We start from the raw sequence: 15,916 nt of genomic DNA, 5'->3' as shown, positions 1-15,916 counted from the left end.
GGCCCGGGCGCTCCGGGCTAGGGCCACCAGAACGCCGACAGCTCGGCCGCGCCGGGTTCGATCTGGGCCGCGTCGCGCAGGTCGAGCACGGCGATGCCGCCCGGCGGCATGCCGCGGTATTCACCGGTCTGGCCGCTGTGCAGCAACGCCGCCAGCCGCTCCAGCCCGGGGTTGTGGCCCACCACCATCAGCCGGCCCACTTCGCTGTGCTCGTCGGCCAGCGCGGCCAAGGTGCCCGAGGTGGCTTCGTAGATCGTGTCTTCGAGGCGCTGGTCGACGTAGCCGACGATGCCCAGCACCGCCTCCAGCGTCTCGCGGGTGCGGCGCGCGGGCGAACACAGCACGCAGTCGGGCACCAGGCCGCGATCGCGCAGCCAGCGGCCCGCGGCCTCGGCTTCGGCCAGGCCCTCGGCCGACAGCGGCCGGTCGATGTCGGGCTGGTCGGGCAGCGCCGGATCGGCGTGGGCATGGCGGAGCAGGATCAGTTCGCGCATGGTCGGCGGCGGTCTCGTCGGGCGCGTGCTTCGACGCGGGGGAAAGGGGCGTGCACGGTCACTTCTTGAGCCATTTCAGCAGCGGCGCCCAGTCGGCCTGATGGTCGCGAACCTGGGCCGAATGGTAGTCGAACAGGCTGCGGCCCAGCCCGACCAGCATCACGTACGCCTGGCTGTCGCGCAGCTGCGCGACCACCGGATAGGGCCACTGCTCCAGCAGCGCGACCGCCTGCTGCGAGGCATTGGTCCACGGCCGCAGGCGGTTGGCGACCAGGCCCACGCGGGTCTGGCCGCGGCGCACGGCGGGATGCTTGGCCAGCGTGTTGAGGAAGCCGACGGTGGCGTCGATGTCGAGCGCCGACGGCAGCACCGGCACCACCACGGCGTCGGCCTGTTCGAGATAGGCGTCGAGATCGTCAGCCATCGCGCCAGCGGGGGCGTCGATGACCACACGTGTCGTGCCGTCGGGAATCGCCGCGAGCACCTTGCGGTGGCGCGCACTGCCGTCGATCGGCAGCACCGCGCTGTCGAGGCCGGCGCGGCGTTCGGCCCAGCGGGTCGAGGACTGCTGCGGATCGGCATCGACCAGCACCGTGGCCTCGCCGGCCAACGCGGCCTGCGCCGCCAGGTGTGTGGCGAGCGTGGTCTTGCCGACACCGCCCTTGGAACTGGCCACCAGCACGGTCTTCATCGATGCCTCCGCAGTCCGCGATCGGTCGAGCGTACACCGCCGGCCCCCGGGCCGCGACCGCGGGCGTCCGGCCCCGTTAACATCGCGGCCTCCCCTCCCGACCGCCCGCGCCCATGAGCGAACTGCAGGACCTGGCCGCCCTGATCCGCGCCAACACGCCGCTGATCGTCGTCGAGACGCCGGACGAGCCGCGCGTGGTCGACCTGTTCCGCCAGTCGCTGCAGCAGGTCTGGCGCGCGCTCTACCGCTGGACGATCACCGAGGGCCTGCGCCGGCTCGACCTCGACGGCGAATCGGAGACCGACACCGCGCCGGACGCCAGCAACACGCTGGCCGCGATCCGAGAGGCCGAGCAGCGCGGCATCTACCTGCTGCTCGATTTCCATCCCTACCTCGGCTATGCCGGCACCCAGCGCCAGCTGCGCGATCTGGTGCAGCGCCGCCACTGCCTGCCGCACGTGATCGTGCTGGTGGGCCACACGGTGGAACTGCCGGCGGATCTCGAAACCATGGCCGTGCGCTTCCGCCCGCGCCTGCCCGACGCCGACGCGCTGCTGAAACTGGTGCGCGAGGAGGCCACGGCCTACCAGCAGGAACACGGCGGCCGGCGCGTCGAAGCCGACGCCGATGCGGTGCGCCAGATCGTGCGCAACCTGCAGGGCCTGTCGCTCGGCGACGCGCGTCGGATCACCCGGCATCTGATCCATGTCGACGGCGCACTCGGCCACGACGATCTGCCGGCGCTGGCCAAACTCAAGTTCGAATTGCTCAACAAGAGCGGGCACCTGCATTACGAGTACGACACCGCCGGCTTCGCCGATGTCGCCGGTGCGCGCCGACTCAAGCGCTGGGTCGAACAGCGGCGCCGCGTCTTCGTCGAAGGCGATGCGCCGCCCGGTCTCGATCCACCCAAGGGCGTGCTGCTGCTCGGCGTGCAGGGCTGCGGCAAGTCGTTGTTGGCGAAAGCCATCGCCGGCGGTTTCGGCGTGCCGCTGGTGCGACTGGATTTCGGCACGCTCTACGACAAGTACCACGGCGAGACCGAGCGCAACCTGCGCGAGGCGATCGCCTCCACCGAACAGCTCGCACCGTGCGTGCTGTGGATCGACGAGATCGAGAAAGGCCTGGCCTCGAGCGGCGACAGCGACGGCGGCGTCTCCCGGCGCGTGCTCGGCTTCCTGCTGACCTGGATGGCCGAACGCAAGTCGAAGGTGTTTCTGGTTGCGACCGCGAACCAGGTCCACGACCTGCCGCCGGAACTGCTGCGCAAGGGCCGTTTCGACGAGACCTTCTTCGTCGATCTGCCAGGCGCGGACGTGCGCGCCGAGGTGTTCGCGGTGCATCTGACACGTCGCGGGTTCGACGTCGCGGACTTCGACCTGCCGCTGCTCGCGATCGAGGCAGAAGGCTTCTCGGGCGCAGAAATCGAACAGGCGATCGTCGCTGCGCTCTACGCCGCACACGCGGCCGGCGCGCCGCTGTCGCCGCCGATGGTCGTCGAATCGCTGCGCGACACGCGCCCGCTGTCGGTGATGATGCGCGAACAGGTCGACGCCCTGCGCAGCTGGGCGCGCGAGCGCACGGTGCCTGCCGACTGACCCGTTGCCGCTGTAATAAGCGCGCATCAGTTGCGCGCCACGTGCGCAGACGCTGGTGTCCCGCCGGACGACACTAGCCCGCTTTTGATGACGATGCGCGAGCAACTCGACGCGCTGCACAGCCGGGCCTGCGAGCGCACTGTGCCAACCGACCGACCTTCTGCCCCGTAGGAGCGCGCTCGCGCGCGAAGGGGACTTCGCCAAAAGCCTCATCGCGCGCAAGCGCGCTCCTACAGGGGCTGTACGGCATTGAGGTTGGGGCCCGCGGGAGTGCGTACCCGCAACTTGTGGGGGCAAGCCAACGGCGGACCACGGGTGCAAGCATTCGTGAACCCACCGCTGCGCGATAGGCCGCCGTCGGTAACGATGCGCGATCGCTACGCAGCCGGGCCCGCGAACTCACTGTGCCGGCCGACCGGCCCTCTGCCCCGCAGGAGCGCGCTCGCGCGCGAAGAGGCCGTTCGCGCGGTGCCCCATCGCGCGCAAGCGTGCTCCTGCCGGGGTGTTCGCGCGCAGCGCCACCCGCGCACCTGCGCAGACGCGGGCCGCGAGCCTCGAACCCGCACTCGGATCAACGCGTCTCGCTGATCTCCAGCCGGTACTCGCCCGCCTGCCCGAGGTGGCCGACGTAGATCTCGTACTCGCCCGGTCGGAAGCTGTCGACCACCGCGGCATCGAGCTGGCCGCCGCTGTCGTCGTCGCACAGCACCTTGCCCGGGCCGCGCACGACCAGGCTGGAATCGGTGGTGCTGGTCACCGCCAGACGCAGGGTCACGGTGGAGGTGATGGTCAGCCGGTGATCGGGCGTCGAATCGATCATTCCGGTGCAGTGGCCACCGTAGGTACTCGCGGCGACGCCGCCGCCGGTGGTGCCGGTGCCGACCTGCGGATCCGGGGTGAACCCGGCACCGAGGGTGAAGTTGGCATACATGCCACCCGTACCGGCCGCGGGGCCGGCGCCTTCGCTCAGCGTCAGCGTGTAGTCGCCCGCGGTGTCGAGATGGCCGACGTAGACCGCGTATTCGCCCGGGGTCAGCCGCGCATCGATGCGGGCATCGAGTTGGCCGCCGCTGTCGTCGTCGCAGAACACGCCCGCGGGTCCGACGACGACGAGCGTGGAGTCGGTGGTGCTGTCGACCGACAGCTGCAGATCGAGCGTCGAGGTCACCTTGATCGTGTGGTCGGGCGTGCTGTCGATCATGCCGGCGCACTGCGGACCGAAGCGGTTGGCCTGGGTGGCACCGCCGGTGCGGCCGCGCGCGGTCTGCGGATCGGGCGTGAAGCCGGCACCCAGCACGAAATTGCCGTAGGACTGCGCCACGGCCTGGCCGCTGGCCCCGGCGATCAGAAGCGCGGCGCACAGGCCGCAGGCACTGCGTTGGATCCCCATCGGATGTCTCCGTCCCCCTGTGCCGCGACACGCTGTCGCGGCTGGGGCGAAGTGTGCGCCGGCGCACGGACGTCGGCCAGAGGGTGGAGCGACGTCGCGTGCCAGGCCGGGTACGGTGCGGTCCACGGACCGCGGATGGAACAGGGCGATGCGACGGACATGGATGCTGGGCCTGTTGGCCGTGCTGGCGCTGCCGGCGACGGGACGGGAGCCACCGGCCGCGCATTGCATCGACGGGCGCGCGATCGCCGAGGCCCATCAGGTCGATGCGCACACCCTGCTGCTGCGCGACGCGGCCGGCAATCGCCGCAAGGTGATGCTCGCCGGGCCATGCCCCGATGTGCTCGACGACGGCGCTCCCGCGTTCGTGGGCTGGGGCGGCTGGCTGTGTGGCGCAGACGGTGACGCCGTGCGATCGCCCACCCTGGAGTGCCCGGTGGCGGCGGTGACGCCGGTCGATGCGCGTGACTACGCCGCGCTGCTGCGGGACTCGCGCGAGACGATGGGCACGCTGGACCGGGTCGTGGTCCAGGCCCGGCGCGCACGCGGCTTCCGCGGCACGCCGGATTACTGCGTCGCCAGTCGCTGGCTCCGCAGCTGGCACGACGGCCCCGACGGACTGGAGGTCGAGGTCTCGCCGCGGCAGGCCGCCGGCCATCGGCGCTACCGGATCGAGCTCCAGGGCGTATGCGATTCGGACCGCGCCGACACGCTCCGCCTGGTGTCGGGCACGGGCACCGGCGTGGTCTGCGGGCACGCCGGCGACCACGCGGTGTTCTCGCGCTCCAGCCAGGCGGCCGATCCCACGGGTGCGGGTTTCATGCGTGCGTTGGGCGACACGACCGCAGGGGCACGCTCGCGCTGCCAGGTCTCGCGCGTGTATCCGCTGGAGCCTTGACGCCGCCGCTCAGCGCGGCACCTGCCATCCCGCGGGCGGGTCCAGGGCGACGCCGGCGTCCTGCAGTGCGCGTTCCACCAGCTCGGATTCGGTCCGGATCGTGACGTCCGCCAGCAAACGGGTGAATTGCCCGGCACCGTCCCGCGGCAGCGCGGCGCTGGCGCGTCCCCATTCGAGGTTCTGCCAGTGCAGGCGGCGTTCCTGGGACTGCGCCGCCGCCCGCTCGGCAGGCGAGGCCGCAAGCTGCGCCTGCAGGCCGACGCCGATCAGGTGCCCGACCATGGTGTCGGACCGGTTCGCCATGACCTCGGCGACATGTCGGCAGTCACGCAGGCGTGCCGGATCGCGGGTCGCCGACGCCGCGCAGGCGCGCAGCAGCGGTTCCAGATCAGGCAACACGACGGCGTTCCACAGCGCGGCGGCCGTGACCGCCGCATGTTCGTCGGGCACGAAGTCCTCGCCATCGGCGAAGGCGGTGCGCTCCGCCGCGGTGACCGGCGTACGCAGCAGTGCGGCCTGCATCCAGCGCAGCTGGTCCAGCATGTGCAGGTCGAACCCGCGCGCAGTCCGCGCATCGGCCAGCAGGGCATCGATGCTGCCACCGCGGGCCAGCAGCGGCGCCAGGTTCTGCGGTTCGGCACCCAGCCAGCGCTGCGCGGCGCGTACGCGTGTCTGCGCATCGCCGGTCGCGGCGAGCAGTGCATGTGCGAGCACGTCATCGCCGGCCCGGGCCGCGGCGGCCTGTCGCCACGCCGCTACCTGGGTGGCCGGCGACGTCGCCGGTGAGACCGCGCGTGAGGGCGTCTCCTCATCGGGCGATGGCGCGTCCTGTTCGCCCAGCCCGCGCAGCAGCGCGGCGAACGCGAGTTCGCGCGGCTGCCCGGTCGCGACGAGTGCGGCCGCGCTGCGTTGCGACCAGCCCTGCCACGCGCCCGCCACAGCGTCGCCTGGCGCGGCTTCGGTCCGCGGCTCGGTCGCGGCGTCGAAGCGCGCATACGGGGCCTGCGCCTGGGCGGACGCCAGCGCCAGCGCCGAGCACAGGACGGCGAGTGCACACGCGCTCCGGGCCACGCCTCGACTGCGACCCGCGCGACGCGCACCGGCGTCGCCGCGACGACGCACGGAACCGACGCCGTTCAATAGCCCGCCGCCTGGCCGTCCTTGCGCGATTCGCTGGCGCCCACCCAGCCGCCATGCGGGTTCTTCATGATCGCCTGGTAGCCGCCGTAGGGGCCGTGCGCGAAGCGCACCGAATGGCCCTTCTGCATCAGCGCGCGCACGGTCTCGTACGGGAAGCCGGTTTCGAGGTCCACTTCGCCGCCGTCGGTCATCGCGGTGTTCTGGCCGGTGGGCTCGGTCGAGCCGTCGTGCTGGATGCGCGGCGCGTCGCCGGCTTCCTGCAGGTTCATGCCGAAGTCGAGCATGTTGATCAGGATCTGCACATGACCCTGCGGCTGCATCGCGCCGCCCATCACGCCGAAGCTCAGCCACGGCTCGCCGTCCTTCGTCGCGAACGCGGGAATGATGGTGTGGAACGGCCGCTTGCCCGGCGCGTAGCCGTTGGGATGGTCCTCGCGCAGCACGAACTGCTCGCCGCGGTCCTGCAGGATGAAGCCCAGGCCCGGCGGCGCCATGCCGCTGCCCATGCCGCGGTAGTTGGACTGGATCAACGAGACCATCATGCCGTCGGCGTCGGCCGTCGTCAGGTAGATCGTGTCGCCTTCGTCGAGCTGCTTCGGCGTACCCGGCTGCACTTCGCGCAGCGCGGTGTCCATCGAGATCAGCGCACCGCGCTCGCGGGCGTAGTCCTTGGAGATCAGCCGCTCGACCGGCGCGGGATGAAACGCCGGATCGGCGTACCAGCGCGCGCGATCGGCGAACGCGAGCTTCTTCGCTTCGACGAACAGGTGCACGTGTTCGGGGCTGCCGAAGCCGTAGGACTTGAGGTCATAGGGTTCCAGCAGGTTGAGAATCTGCAGCGCGGCGATGCCCTGCCCGCTCGGCGGCAGTTCCCACAGTTCGACGCCGCGATACGTCGTCGATACCGGTTCGACCCAGTTGCCGGTGTGCGCGGCCATGTCGTCGTAGGACAGGAAGCCGTCGTTCGCGGCGAAGTAGTCGCCGATCACGCGCGCGATGTCGCCCTTGTAGAACGCATCGCGGCCGCCGTCGGCGATCGCCTGCAGCGTGTTCGCGAGATTCGGGTTGCGCCAGGTCTCGCCGGTGCGCGGGGCGCGGCCGTCGATCGTGAACTGCTCGGTGAAGCCCGGCCACTTGCCCAGGCGCGGCACCGAGCGGTCCCAGTAGTAGGCGATGACTTCGTGCACCGGATGGCCCTCGCGCGCGTAGCGGATCGTCGGCGCGAGGTTCTCGGCCATCGTGCGCGCGCCGAAGCGCTCGTGCAGTGCGAACCAGCCATCGACCGTACCCGGCACGGTGACCGGCAGCGGGCCGTGCGACGGAATGTCGGTCAGGCCGCGGCGCTGGAACTCGGCCAGCGTGAGCGAGCGCGGCGAACGGCCCGAGCCGTCGTAGCCGTAGAGGCGCTTGGTCTTTGGATCCCAGACGATCGCGAACAGGTCGCCGCCGATGCCGTTGCCGGTCGGCTCCATCAGACCGAGCGCGGCATTCGCGGCGATCGCCGCATCGACCGCGCTGCCGCCGGCCTTCATCGTGTCGAGCGCGATCTGGGTCGCCAGCGGGTGCGAGGTCGCCGCCATCGCATGCGGCGCGTAGACCTCGCTGCGGGTCGCGAAGGGCTGGCCGGTGATGCGGTCGGCGGCCGCCGCGTTGGGCGACATCGCGATGCCGACCAGGGCGACGGCGAGCAGGGACGGAAGCAGACGGGACATGGCGGTGGATCCGGGACTGCGGGCCGCACACAGTAGCGCGTGGCCGACCGCGGAGTCAGCTGTCGGGCGACCCGTTCCTCACGAGCCGCCCGTCGAAGGCGCGATCCAGGGGGTGCCGCGATACCTGGCGCCCGCGGATGTCCGGACATCACGGCGCGGCAAGCACCGACGCACGTGTGACTCGAACTGCGAACGCGTGCACTCGCCTCGACGGCGGGAATGGCCGATGCTCGACAATCAGCACGCGGCGTTGTCGTCGCGATCGCGGTGGCGGCACAGGAGCACAGGAATGAAGGGCGGAATTCCACGGAACGGACGGCCAGGCCTGATCGGGGCCGGCATGCCCGATCGACGAGTCGATATGAAGCGCGGATGCGAGGACTTTTTTTTTAGATGCGCGAGTTAACAAAGTAAGTGCAACACCCGCGCCGCCCGAAACTAAAGAGGTGAGCTGGCAGACTGGAGGGGATCACTCCGGCAAGAGACGATCCCTCATGTACAACCAGCTCACCGAGCAGGAACGATACACCTTGTCTGCACTCAGGCAGCAAGGCATGTCCTGTCGCGCGATTGCCCGCGTCCTGGGGCGAAGTCCAAGCACGATCAGTCGCGAGACCCGCCGCAACGCCTGCTTTGCGACGGATGGTGCATACAGGCCAAGCAAAGCCCAGGAGCGCATGAATGGTCGTCGCCGCCGCTCGCGCCAGATTCGACAGCATGGCGAAGCGGTGTACGCCGCTGTCGAGGCTCTGCTTCGTCATGAGCAGTGGAGTCCCGAGCAGATCGCGCGTTGGCTGGCCGAAAACAACATTGCGAACATCAGCCACATGACGATCTATCGCCATGTGCGAGCCGACTCCGCGCACGGCGGCGGCCTGCGCGACGCATTGCGTCAAGGCAGAAAGCGACGCCGAAAGCGCACCTGGGGCCCGGAAAAGCGCGGCCGTCTGCAAGGCAAGCCCATGATCGACACGCGGCCGCCGGAAGTCGATCTTCGCGAGGAGCCGGGACACTGGGAGGGCGATACGGTGAGCGGACCCGCCTGCGAGCGGCAGTGCCTGCTGACGCTTGTTGAACGCAGTTCCGGCTTGGCCTTGGTGGCACCGCTTCCACATCGAACGAGCAAAGCCGTCAATCGCGCCACGCTGCGGCTGATCCGGGAAAGCGGCTTGCCGTTTGCAACCATCACATGGGACAACGGCACCGAATTCCACGGTTACAAAGCGCTTGAAGAAGCGACGGGCGTACGCTGCTACTTCGCGTATCCGCATCGCCCCTGGGAGCGTGGCAGCAACGAGAACTTCAACGGACTGCTCCGCCAGTACTTCCCAAAACGAAGCAGCCTGGCTCGTCTCCAACAGAAGGCCTGCGACCGCGTCGCGCACAAACTCAACTCTCGGCCGAGAAAACGTTATGGGTTCAAATCACCGATCGAAAGAATGCGAGAACTCCTCGGCGCGGTGCACTTCGCGTGTTAATTCACCATGCATATCAATTTGGTCCAAGCGGGCGCTGGCGAACGTCACAGACGGCTGCGACCGGATCACGCACAGGAGCTGAAATGCACATCTTCAAATTTGCAACTGCGTTGGCATTGACGTTCCCGCTCGCCGCATGTTCAGGCCCGCTTCCAATGGAAGCCGGTGCGGCTAAAAAGGTCGTTTCGGCAGGCACGACGTCTTCGGATGCGCCGCCCGGCTCTATTCCCCACTACGAACTGCATTGTGACGGGACGCGGTGGGCTCTCCTCGGTGATGGCGAGGCGGCTCGCGTGCAAAGCCAGTCCCGAGATAAACCGCTAGCACTCCCGAAGCCAGACGGAATGGAGGATTTCGTCCCCGTTGGGATGGGATGCGCCCAATCATCAGCCGGTGGCGAGTACTTGGTCGTCGGGTATGGCGAAGCATGGCTCGGCTGCAACATATGCGAGTGGTTCTTCGTATATGACCGCGAAGGTAGGCCGCTGAACCACAGTGTGCCGCCGATGATCGGAGAGATGGATTCGCTCTATCCGAACAATGAAGGCTATACGCAGGTGACTCATCAGCTGCAGTTGGAACGGCCCGATATTTACTATCCGCCTCGAGCACGCCCCTCTGACGCAGAAGTTCCTTCGCGCCGCGACATTGAAAACACGTCGACCCGGTGAATCCGAGTAACCCAGTAAGTTCCGATTCGCATCAAGGAGTGGCAAGGATGCCGACAATCCACACGAACATGATCCAGCCCAAAGGTGCTGCCTACCGAACCTCTCAACTGCACAATCGAAGCCATTATCTCGACCCGATCGAAGAATTGGAAGGAAGGCTTTCGGGAAACTCCCGAATTTGGGGCGACGCCAGTCCAGAAGTGCAGTCGCGTGTGATCGATATTCTGATCAACGCTTCAAAGGACGCAGGCTTGAACGTTCGAGAGACAGCTCACGTCCTCGCGATCGCGCGGACCGAGTCGGGGTTCAATCCCGATGCAGCGGCGGGTACGACGTCGGCATCCGGCCTGGGTCAGTTCATCGACGACACGGGCAAAGCATTCGGCCTCAACGACCGGAACCGCTTTGATGCGGAATCCCAAGCGCAAGCGCTCGTCACGCACTTTATCGAGAACCGCGAACTCGCGACACGCCGTGGGCAGGGCGAGGCCTATATCTACAAGTACCACCACGATGGGCCTATGCGTGACTACGGAGGCCTTGCTCATGCGGAGAAGAAGGTGCTGCCGATGCTCGACAGCTATGCTCGTTTCGTGGAGCAGCAGCTTCGTGCAGGGCGAGTTGATCCGCAGCCGGACACGTTGCGAAATCATGCAGGAAGGACCGCTGATGCTCCCGTCCTGTCGCTCGCGGCACAAAGAACGCCCGGGAGACCCCTGCGCGACGGCGACCAGGGTCCAGACGTCCGCACCCTGCAGACCACGCTGACCGCGCTCGGGTTCGATGACGCGCGTGGTCGCGCGCTCGACGATGACGGCAGGTTCGGCACCCGGACCGGCGAAGCGGTCCGCGCGTTCCAGCAGGCCCATGGGCTCGACGTCGATGGCATCGTCGGGGTCGAGACCCGCCGCGCGCTCGAGGCCGCGACGCGTGCGGCGCCCGCGGCGCCCGCGGCGTCTGCGCCGCCAGCTCCGGTCGCGGACCCGGTGCAGATCGCTCCGCTCGATCGCCTGTTCGCCGCGGCGCGGGGCGACGATTCCGCGACATTCCGCACCGCATTGGCCGACTTCACGGAGACACCGTTCGGCCGTCGCTTCCAGGCCACGCTCGCTGAGCAGGCTGTCGAGCCCGATCGCGCGATGCAGACCGGCGCGCTCGATCCGGATGCAGCGCAGCGCTGACGACGCCGGACCGTGTGCGCCCCGGCGAGGGTCTCAGCGCGCCGAAGGCGATTCGGTCTTCACTGGAGGCGCGACCGCGCCGCCAGGGTGTCGATATCTCAGGGCCAGGCCGGCGGTTTCGCGCGCCAGGCGGTGAAGACCTGGGTCAGCGTGGCGCGTTCGGCATCGGTCCAGTCGGGCAGCAGCTGCGGGAACCGGGCGGGATCGCTCCACGCCTGCGGTTCGGTGCGCACCGCGGCCGCGTACCACTGCACCGCCTCGTCGCGCCGGTCCGCACGCCACAGGCCCAGGGCCAGTGTGGGCGGTGTCCACGACGGCTTGACCAGCCGGCCGTCGAGCGCGAGCACCCACTGCGCCAGGGCCTCGTCCGCGTTTCCGGCGCGATAGAGATCCCAGCCGTAGTTCCAGTGCACCGAGCTGCGCATCGGCGCGCGGGCCGCCAGCCCAGCCAGCAGTTGGGTGTACATCGCGCGCCCGGTCTCCTCCCGGCCGCTGCGCATCAGCGCCCGGGCAAGCTGCGCCCGCGCCTGGTCGGCATTGCGCGCATTGCGGTCGATCAGTTGCAGCAGTCGCCCGTGGACCTCGTCGCCCTCACCGGCGATCGCCACGATGGGCGTCGCCACGCGCGCGTCGTCGTCGAAATAGAACTCGGCCACCGTCGGCATGCGCTGGGCATAGGCCGTCGACGCCAGCAGCAGCATCACCAGGCCGAAGACCGGCCGCAAATACGTCATCACTCGATTCCCCCTGTATGAACCAAACACGCTCCCGATGCGGATTGTAGCTGTGCGCGGCCAGTACGACCCGCCGCACCGGGGGCCACACGACGTGCGCTGCTACAATCCGCGCCGTTTTCCCCCGTTTCCCGATGCCGCGCGCCCATCCCGCGGCCGCCCGCCAGCGCCTGCGCGCAAGCCCGAGCTTCCCGTCATGACCAGCACCGCCGAACTCTCCTCGCCCGCCTCAGCCGATATCGGCCTGACCAATGGCGTACTTGATACCGACTACACGCTCGACCACAAGTACACGCGGACCGAGGGACGCATCTACCTGTCCGGTGTGCAGGCCCTGGTGCGGCTGCCGCTGATGCAGCGCCTGCGCGACGCGGCGGCGGGCCTGAATACGGGCGGCTTCATCTCCGGCTACCGCGGCTCGCCGCTCGGCGGCTTCGACCTGGAGCTGTGGCGCGCGAAGAAGTATCTCGCCGAGGCCAACGTGAAGTTCCAGCCCGGCCTCAACGAGGACCTCGGCGCGACGATGGTCTGGGGCACGCAGCAGACCAACCTGTTCCCCGGCGCGAACGTCGATGGCGTTTACGCGATGTGGTACGGCAAGGGCCCCGGCGTTGACCGCTGCGGCGACGTGTTCAAGCACGGCAATGCCGCGGGTACCGGCAAGCACGGGGGCGTGCTGGCGCTGGCCGCCGACGACCATGCCTGCCGCAGCTCGACGCTGCCGCACGGCAGCGAAGGCGAATTCACCAGCGCGATGATGCCGATCCTCAACCCGGCCGGCGTGCAGGACATCCTGGACATGGGTCTGGTCGGCTGGGCGATGTCGCGCTACACCGGCCGCTGGGTCGGCTTCAAGACGATCGCCGAAACGGTGGAATCGTCGATGTCGGTCGACGTGAACCCGTTCGCGCTCGAAATCGTCACACCTGATGATTTCGAGATGCCGTCGGGTGGCCTCAACATCCGCTGGCCCGATCCGCCGATGGACCAGGAGATGCGCCTGCACCGCTACGCGGTCAAGGCCGCGCAGGCGTTCGCGCGCGCGAACCGCATCGACCGCATGGTGCTGGACACGCCCGACGCGCGCTTCGGCATCGTCACCACCGGCAAGAGCTACCTCGACGTGCTGACCGCGCTCGAGTATCTCGGCCTCGACGAAGCCGCGTGCCGCGCGCTCGGCATCCGTGTCTACAAGGTCGGCATGACCTGGCCGCTGGAGCCGGTCGGCATCCGCAGTTTCGCGCGCGGGCTGCAGGACATCCTCGTCGTCGAGGAGAAGCACGGCTTCATCGAAGGCCAGATGAAGGAGCTGTTCTACAACTTCGAGGGCGCGCGCCCGAGCATCGTCGGCAAGTACGACGAGAGCGGCGCGTGGATCCTGCCGAGCACCGGCGAACTCACGCCCGCGACGATCGCCGGCGTCATCGCGCGCCGCATCCTGCGCTACCTGCCCAATGACGGCAGCGAGCGGCAGAAGATGCACGACGTGCTGCAGTGGATGGAAGCGAAGGAAGGCGAGCTCGCTCTGCCCCGCGCGCAGTTCCCGCGCGTGCCGCACTACTGCTCGGGCTGCCCGCACAACACCTCGACCAAGGTGCCGGAAGGCTCGCGCGCGCTGGCCGGCATCGGCTGCCATTACATGGTCACGTGGATGGACCGCGACACCGACACCTTCACCCAGATGGGCGGCGAAGGCGTCACCTGGTGCGGGCAGTCGGCGTTCACCGATACGCCGCACGTGTTCCAGAACCTCGGCGACGGCACCTATTTCCACAGCGGCTCGCTGGCGATCCGCCAGTCGGTCGCGGCCGGCGTCAACATCACCTACAAGATCCTCTACAACGACGCGGTCGCGATGACCGGCGGCCAGCCGGTCGACGGCACGCTGACCGTGCCGCAGATCGCGCACCAGGTGCGCAGCGAGGGCGTCGACGTGATCGCGCTGGTGAGCGACGACATCGGCAAGTGGTCCAAGCGCGAGCTGTTCCCGTCGGGCGTGGAGTTCCACGACCGTCGTGACCTCGACTCCGTGCAGAAGCAGCTGCGCGAGGTCAAGGGCACCAGCGTGCTGATCTATGACCAGACCTGCGCGACCGAGAAGCGCCGCCGTCGCAAGCGCGGCAAGATCGCCGATCCGCAGAAGCGGGTCATGGTCAACACCCTGGTCTGCGAAGGCTGCGGCGACTGCGGCAAGAAGTCGTTCTGCGTGTCGGTGCTGCCCAAGGACACCGAGTTCGGCCGCAAGCGCGAGATCGACCAGAGCAACTGCAACAAGGATTACTCCTGCGTCGAAGGCTTCTGCCCGAGCTTCGTCACCGTGCACGGCGGTGCGCCGCGCAAGGGCAAGAAAGTCTCGGCAGCCGAGAAGCTCGCCAACCTGCCGCATCCCACGTTCGCCAGCGATCTCTCGCAGCCCTGGAACATCCTGATCACCGGCGTCGGCGGCACGGGCGTCGTGACGATCGGCGCGCTGCTCGGCATGGCCGGGCATCTCGAAGGCCGCGGCTCCAGCGTGCTCGACCAGACCGGCCTTGCCCAGAAGGGCGGCGCGGTGACCACGCACATCCGCTTCGCGAAGACCCCGGCCGACATCCACGCGGTGCGCATCGCCGCCGGCGAGGCGGACCTGGTGCTGGGCTGCGACATGGTCGTCGTCAACGACTACTGGACGCTGTCGAAGATCCGCGGCGACCGTTCGCAGGTCGTGCTCAACACCTACGAGGCGATGCCCGGCACGTTCACCACGCGTCCGGACATGCAGTTCCCGGCGGCCGACATCGTCGCCGCGATCCAGCATGCGCTCGGCGGCAAGGCGCCGCTGCAGATCGACGCGACCCAGCTCGCGACCGCGCTGATGGGCGATGCGATCGCAGCGAACCTCTTCATCCTCGGCTACGCCTGGCAGCGCGGCCTGGTGCCGATCTCGTTCGACGCGATCATGCGCGCGGTCGAACTCAACGGCGCGGCGGTCGAGATGAACAAGACCGCGTTCGCCTGGGGTCGTCTGGCGGTCGTCGATTTCGACGCGGTCAGCGCCGCGGCCGGCCTGGTGCGCAATGCGCCGACCGCCGCCGAGCGCACGGTGCACGAGCTGCCGGTGCTGCCGCCGGGCGAATGGGAAACCAGCGAATGGGGCGCGACGTCCGCGCCGCGCGTGACCCGCAACGAGGCCGACCTGCGCCACGTGCCGGCGCACGGGGCCGACGACAACGTCACCTTCCTGCCGCTCGACGACGTGCGCCTGTCGCGCTCGCTCGACGAAGTGGTCGCGCGCCGCAGCGCCTTCCTCACCGAGTACCAGGACGCCGCCTACGCGACGCGCTACAGCGATTTCGTCGCGCGCGTGCGCAGCGCCGAGCAGACGAAGGCGCCGGGTTCGACCGCGCTGTCGGAAGCCGCCGCGCGCTACCTGTTCAAGCTGATGGCCTACAAGGACGAGTACGAAGTCGCGCGCCTCTACACCAGCGGCGATTTCCGGCGGAAGCTCGAACAGCAGTTCGAGGGCGACTACCGCGTGCACTTCCATCTCGCGCCGCCGCTGCTGGCGAAGAAGAACGACAAGGGCGAGCTGATCAAGCGCGAATACGGCCCGTGGATGTTCAAGGCCTTCGGCGTGCTGGCGAAGCTGAAGTTCCTGCGCGGCGGCACCTTCGACGTCTTCGGCTACACCGAGGAGCGGAAGATGGAGCGTCGCCTGATCAATGAGTACGAGGCGACTGTCAGCGGCCTGCTCGACGGGCTCGACGGCGGCAACGTCGATCTCGCCGCCGAGATCGCCAGCGTGCCGGAACACATCCGCGGCTACGGCCACGTCAAGGAAGCACACCTGCACGCGGCAAAAGCCCGCGAGGCCGAGCTGCTCAAGGAATGGGCGAATCCGCTGCGGATCGTGCAGGCGGCCTGAAGCCGACTTGCCGGTTGCGGCACGC

12 protein-coding genes are annotated in these 15,916 nt (G+C 68.7%); 6 read left to right on the top strand and 6 right to left on the bottom strand.

Annotated elements, in window-relative coordinates:
* Window positions 1-17 precede the first annotated feature (17 nt).
* Together ACF3M1_RS00565 and ACF3M1_RS00560 are read right to left on the bottom strand one after the other, a co-directional pair.
* Entirely contained in the window at window positions 18-494 is a 477-nt protein-coding gene (locus tag ACF3M1_RS00565; RefSeq protein ID WP_394002933.1) for a SixA phosphatase family protein, read from the bottom strand.
* 58 nt (window positions 495-552) lie between these two features.
* Window positions 553-1,185, bottom strand: coding sequence for an AAA family ATPase (locus ACF3M1_RS00560; protein WP_394002931.1), 633 nt, complete (start codon window positions 1,183-1,185; stop codon window positions 553-555).
* Between the two features lie 113 nt (window positions 1,186-1,298).
* Here ACF3M1_RS00560 and ACF3M1_RS00555 point away from each other — a divergent pair, with 113 nt between their 5' ends.
* Window positions 1,299-2,783 (top strand): AAA family ATPase, encoded by a 1,485-nt coding sequence (locus ACF3M1_RS00555; RefSeq protein ID WP_394002929.1) that lies wholly within the window; start codon window positions 1,299-1,301, stop codon window positions 2,781-2,783.
* A gap of 571 nt (window positions 2,784-3,354) precedes the next feature.
* Here the strand turns inward: ACF3M1_RS00555 and ACF3M1_RS00550 are convergent.
* Window positions 3,355-4,173, bottom strand: coding sequence for a hypothetical protein (locus ACF3M1_RS00550; RefSeq protein ID WP_394002927.1), 819 nt, complete (start codon window positions 4,171-4,173; stop codon window positions 3,355-3,357).
* Between the two features lie 148 nt (window positions 4,174-4,321).
* Between ACF3M1_RS00550 and ACF3M1_RS00545 the strand changes: the two genes are divergently transcribed.
* Window positions 4,322-5,071 (top strand): hypothetical protein, encoded by a 750-nt coding sequence (locus tag ACF3M1_RS00545; protein ID WP_394002925.1) that lies wholly within the window; start codon window positions 4,322-4,324, stop codon window positions 5,069-5,071.
* A gap of 9 nt (window positions 5,072-5,080) precedes the next feature.
* Here the strand turns inward: ACF3M1_RS00545 and ACF3M1_RS00540 are convergent, their stop codons facing one another.
* Both ACF3M1_RS00540 and ggt read right to left on the bottom strand, forming a co-directional pair.
* On the bottom strand, window positions 5,081-6,142 hold the full coding sequence (locus ACF3M1_RS00540; protein WP_394002923.1) for a hypothetical protein: 1,062 nt from the start codon (window positions 6,140-6,142) through the stop codon (window positions 5,081-5,083).
* Window positions 6,143-6,207: 65 nt separating this feature from the next.
* Window positions 6,208-7,923, bottom strand: coding sequence for a gamma-glutamyltransferase (gene ggt, locus ACF3M1_RS00535; RefSeq protein ID WP_394002921.1), 1,716 nt, complete (start codon window positions 7,921-7,923; stop codon window positions 6,208-6,210).
* Window positions 7,924-8,417: 494 nt separating this feature from the next.
* Here ggt and ACF3M1_RS00530 point away from each other — a divergent pair, with 494 nt between their 5' ends.
* The 3 genes from ACF3M1_RS00530 to ACF3M1_RS00520 all read left to right on the top strand — a co-directional run bounded on the left by ACF3M1_RS00530 (window position 8,418) and on the right by ACF3M1_RS00520 (window position 11,253).
* Window positions 8,418-9,401 (top strand): IS30 family transposase, encoded by a 984-nt coding sequence (locus tag ACF3M1_RS00530; protein WP_394000548.1) that lies wholly within the window; start codon window positions 8,418-8,420, stop codon window positions 9,399-9,401.
* Between the two features lie 83 nt (window positions 9,402-9,484).
* Entirely contained in the window at window positions 9,485-10,072 is a 588-nt protein-coding gene (locus tag ACF3M1_RS00525; protein WP_394002919.1) for a hypothetical protein, read from the top strand.
* Between the two features lie 47 nt (window positions 10,073-10,119).
* Complete coding sequence (locus ACF3M1_RS00520; protein ID WP_394002917.1) at window positions 10,120-11,253, top strand: peptidoglycan-binding protein; 1,134 nt, start codon at window positions 10,120-10,122, stop codon at window positions 11,251-11,253.
* Window positions 11,254-11,351: 98 nt separating this feature from the next.
* On the opposite strand, the gene ACF3M1_RS00515 is transcribed toward ACF3M1_RS00520, so the two are convergent.
* The gene (locus ACF3M1_RS00515; RefSeq protein ID WP_394002916.1) at window positions 11,352-11,987 is read right to left on the bottom strand and encodes a tetratricopeptide repeat protein; all 636 of its coding nucleotides are present in this window, start codon (window positions 11,985-11,987) and stop codon (window positions 11,352-11,354) included.
* A 196-nt stretch (window positions 11,988-12,183) separates the two neighbouring features.
* Here ACF3M1_RS00515 and ACF3M1_RS00510 point away from each other — a divergent pair, with 196 nt between their 5' ends.
* Window positions 12,184-15,891 carry an indolepyruvate ferredoxin oxidoreductase family protein gene (locus ACF3M1_RS00510; RefSeq protein WP_394002914.1) on the top strand — a complete coding sequence of 1,236 codons (3,708 nt, stop codon included), beginning with the start codon at window positions 12,184-12,186 and terminating at the stop codon, window positions 15,889-15,891.
* Window positions 15,892-15,916 lie beyond the last annotated feature (25 nt).

The sequence above is a fragment of the Luteimonas sp. WGS1318 genome (assembly GCF_043187535.1).
GTDB lineage: Bacteria > Pseudomonadota > Gammaproteobacteria > Xanthomonadales > Xanthomonadaceae > Luteimonas.
The sequence above is the reverse complement of the archived record's forward strand: the minus strand, read 5'-3'. Positions and strand labels throughout refer to the sequence as shown.

Bases quoted from the DNA above. Each gene is read 5' to 3' on its own strand.
- ACF3M1_RS00520 (WP_394002917.1), top strand. From the start codon at position 10,120: ATGCCGACAATCCACACGAACATGATCCAGCCCAAAGGTGCTGCCTAC.
- ACF3M1_RS00545 (WP_394002925.1), top strand. From the start codon at position 4,322: ATGCGACGGACATGGATGCTGGGCCTGTTGGCCGTGCTGGCGCTGCCG.
- ACF3M1_RS00550 (WP_394002927.1), bottom strand. From the start codon at position 4,173: ATGGGGATCCAACGCAGTGCCTGCGGCCTGTGCGCCGCGCTTCTGATC.
- ACF3M1_RS00515 (WP_394002916.1), bottom strand. From the start codon at position 11,987: ATGACGTATTTGCGGCCGGTCTTCGGCCTGGTGATGCTGCTGCTGGCG.
- ACF3M1_RS00510 (WP_394002914.1), top strand. From the start codon at position 12,184: ATGACCAGCACCGCCGAACTCTCCTCGCCCGCCTCAGCCGATATCGGC.
- ACF3M1_RS00530 (WP_394000548.1), top strand. From the start codon at position 8,418: ATGTACAACCAGCTCACCGAGCAGGAACGATACACCTTGTCTGCACTC.
- ACF3M1_RS00555 (WP_394002929.1), top strand. From the start codon at position 1,299: ATGAGCGAACTGCAGGACCTGGCCGCCCTGATCCGCGCCAACACGCCG.
- ggt (WP_394002921.1), bottom strand. From the start codon at position 7,923: ATGTCCCGTCTGCTTCCGTCCCTGCTCGCCGTCGCCCTGGTCGGCATC.
- ACF3M1_RS00525 (WP_394002919.1), top strand. From the start codon at position 9,485: ATGCACATCTTCAAATTTGCAACTGCGTTGGCATTGACGTTCCCGCTC.
- ACF3M1_RS00565 (WP_394002933.1), bottom strand. From the start codon at position 494: ATGCGCGAACTGATCCTGCTCCGCCATGCCCACGCCGATCCGGCGCTG.
- ACF3M1_RS00560 (WP_394002931.1), bottom strand. From the start codon at position 1,185: ATGAAGACCGTGCTGGTGGCCAGTTCCAAGGGCGGTGTCGGCAAGACC.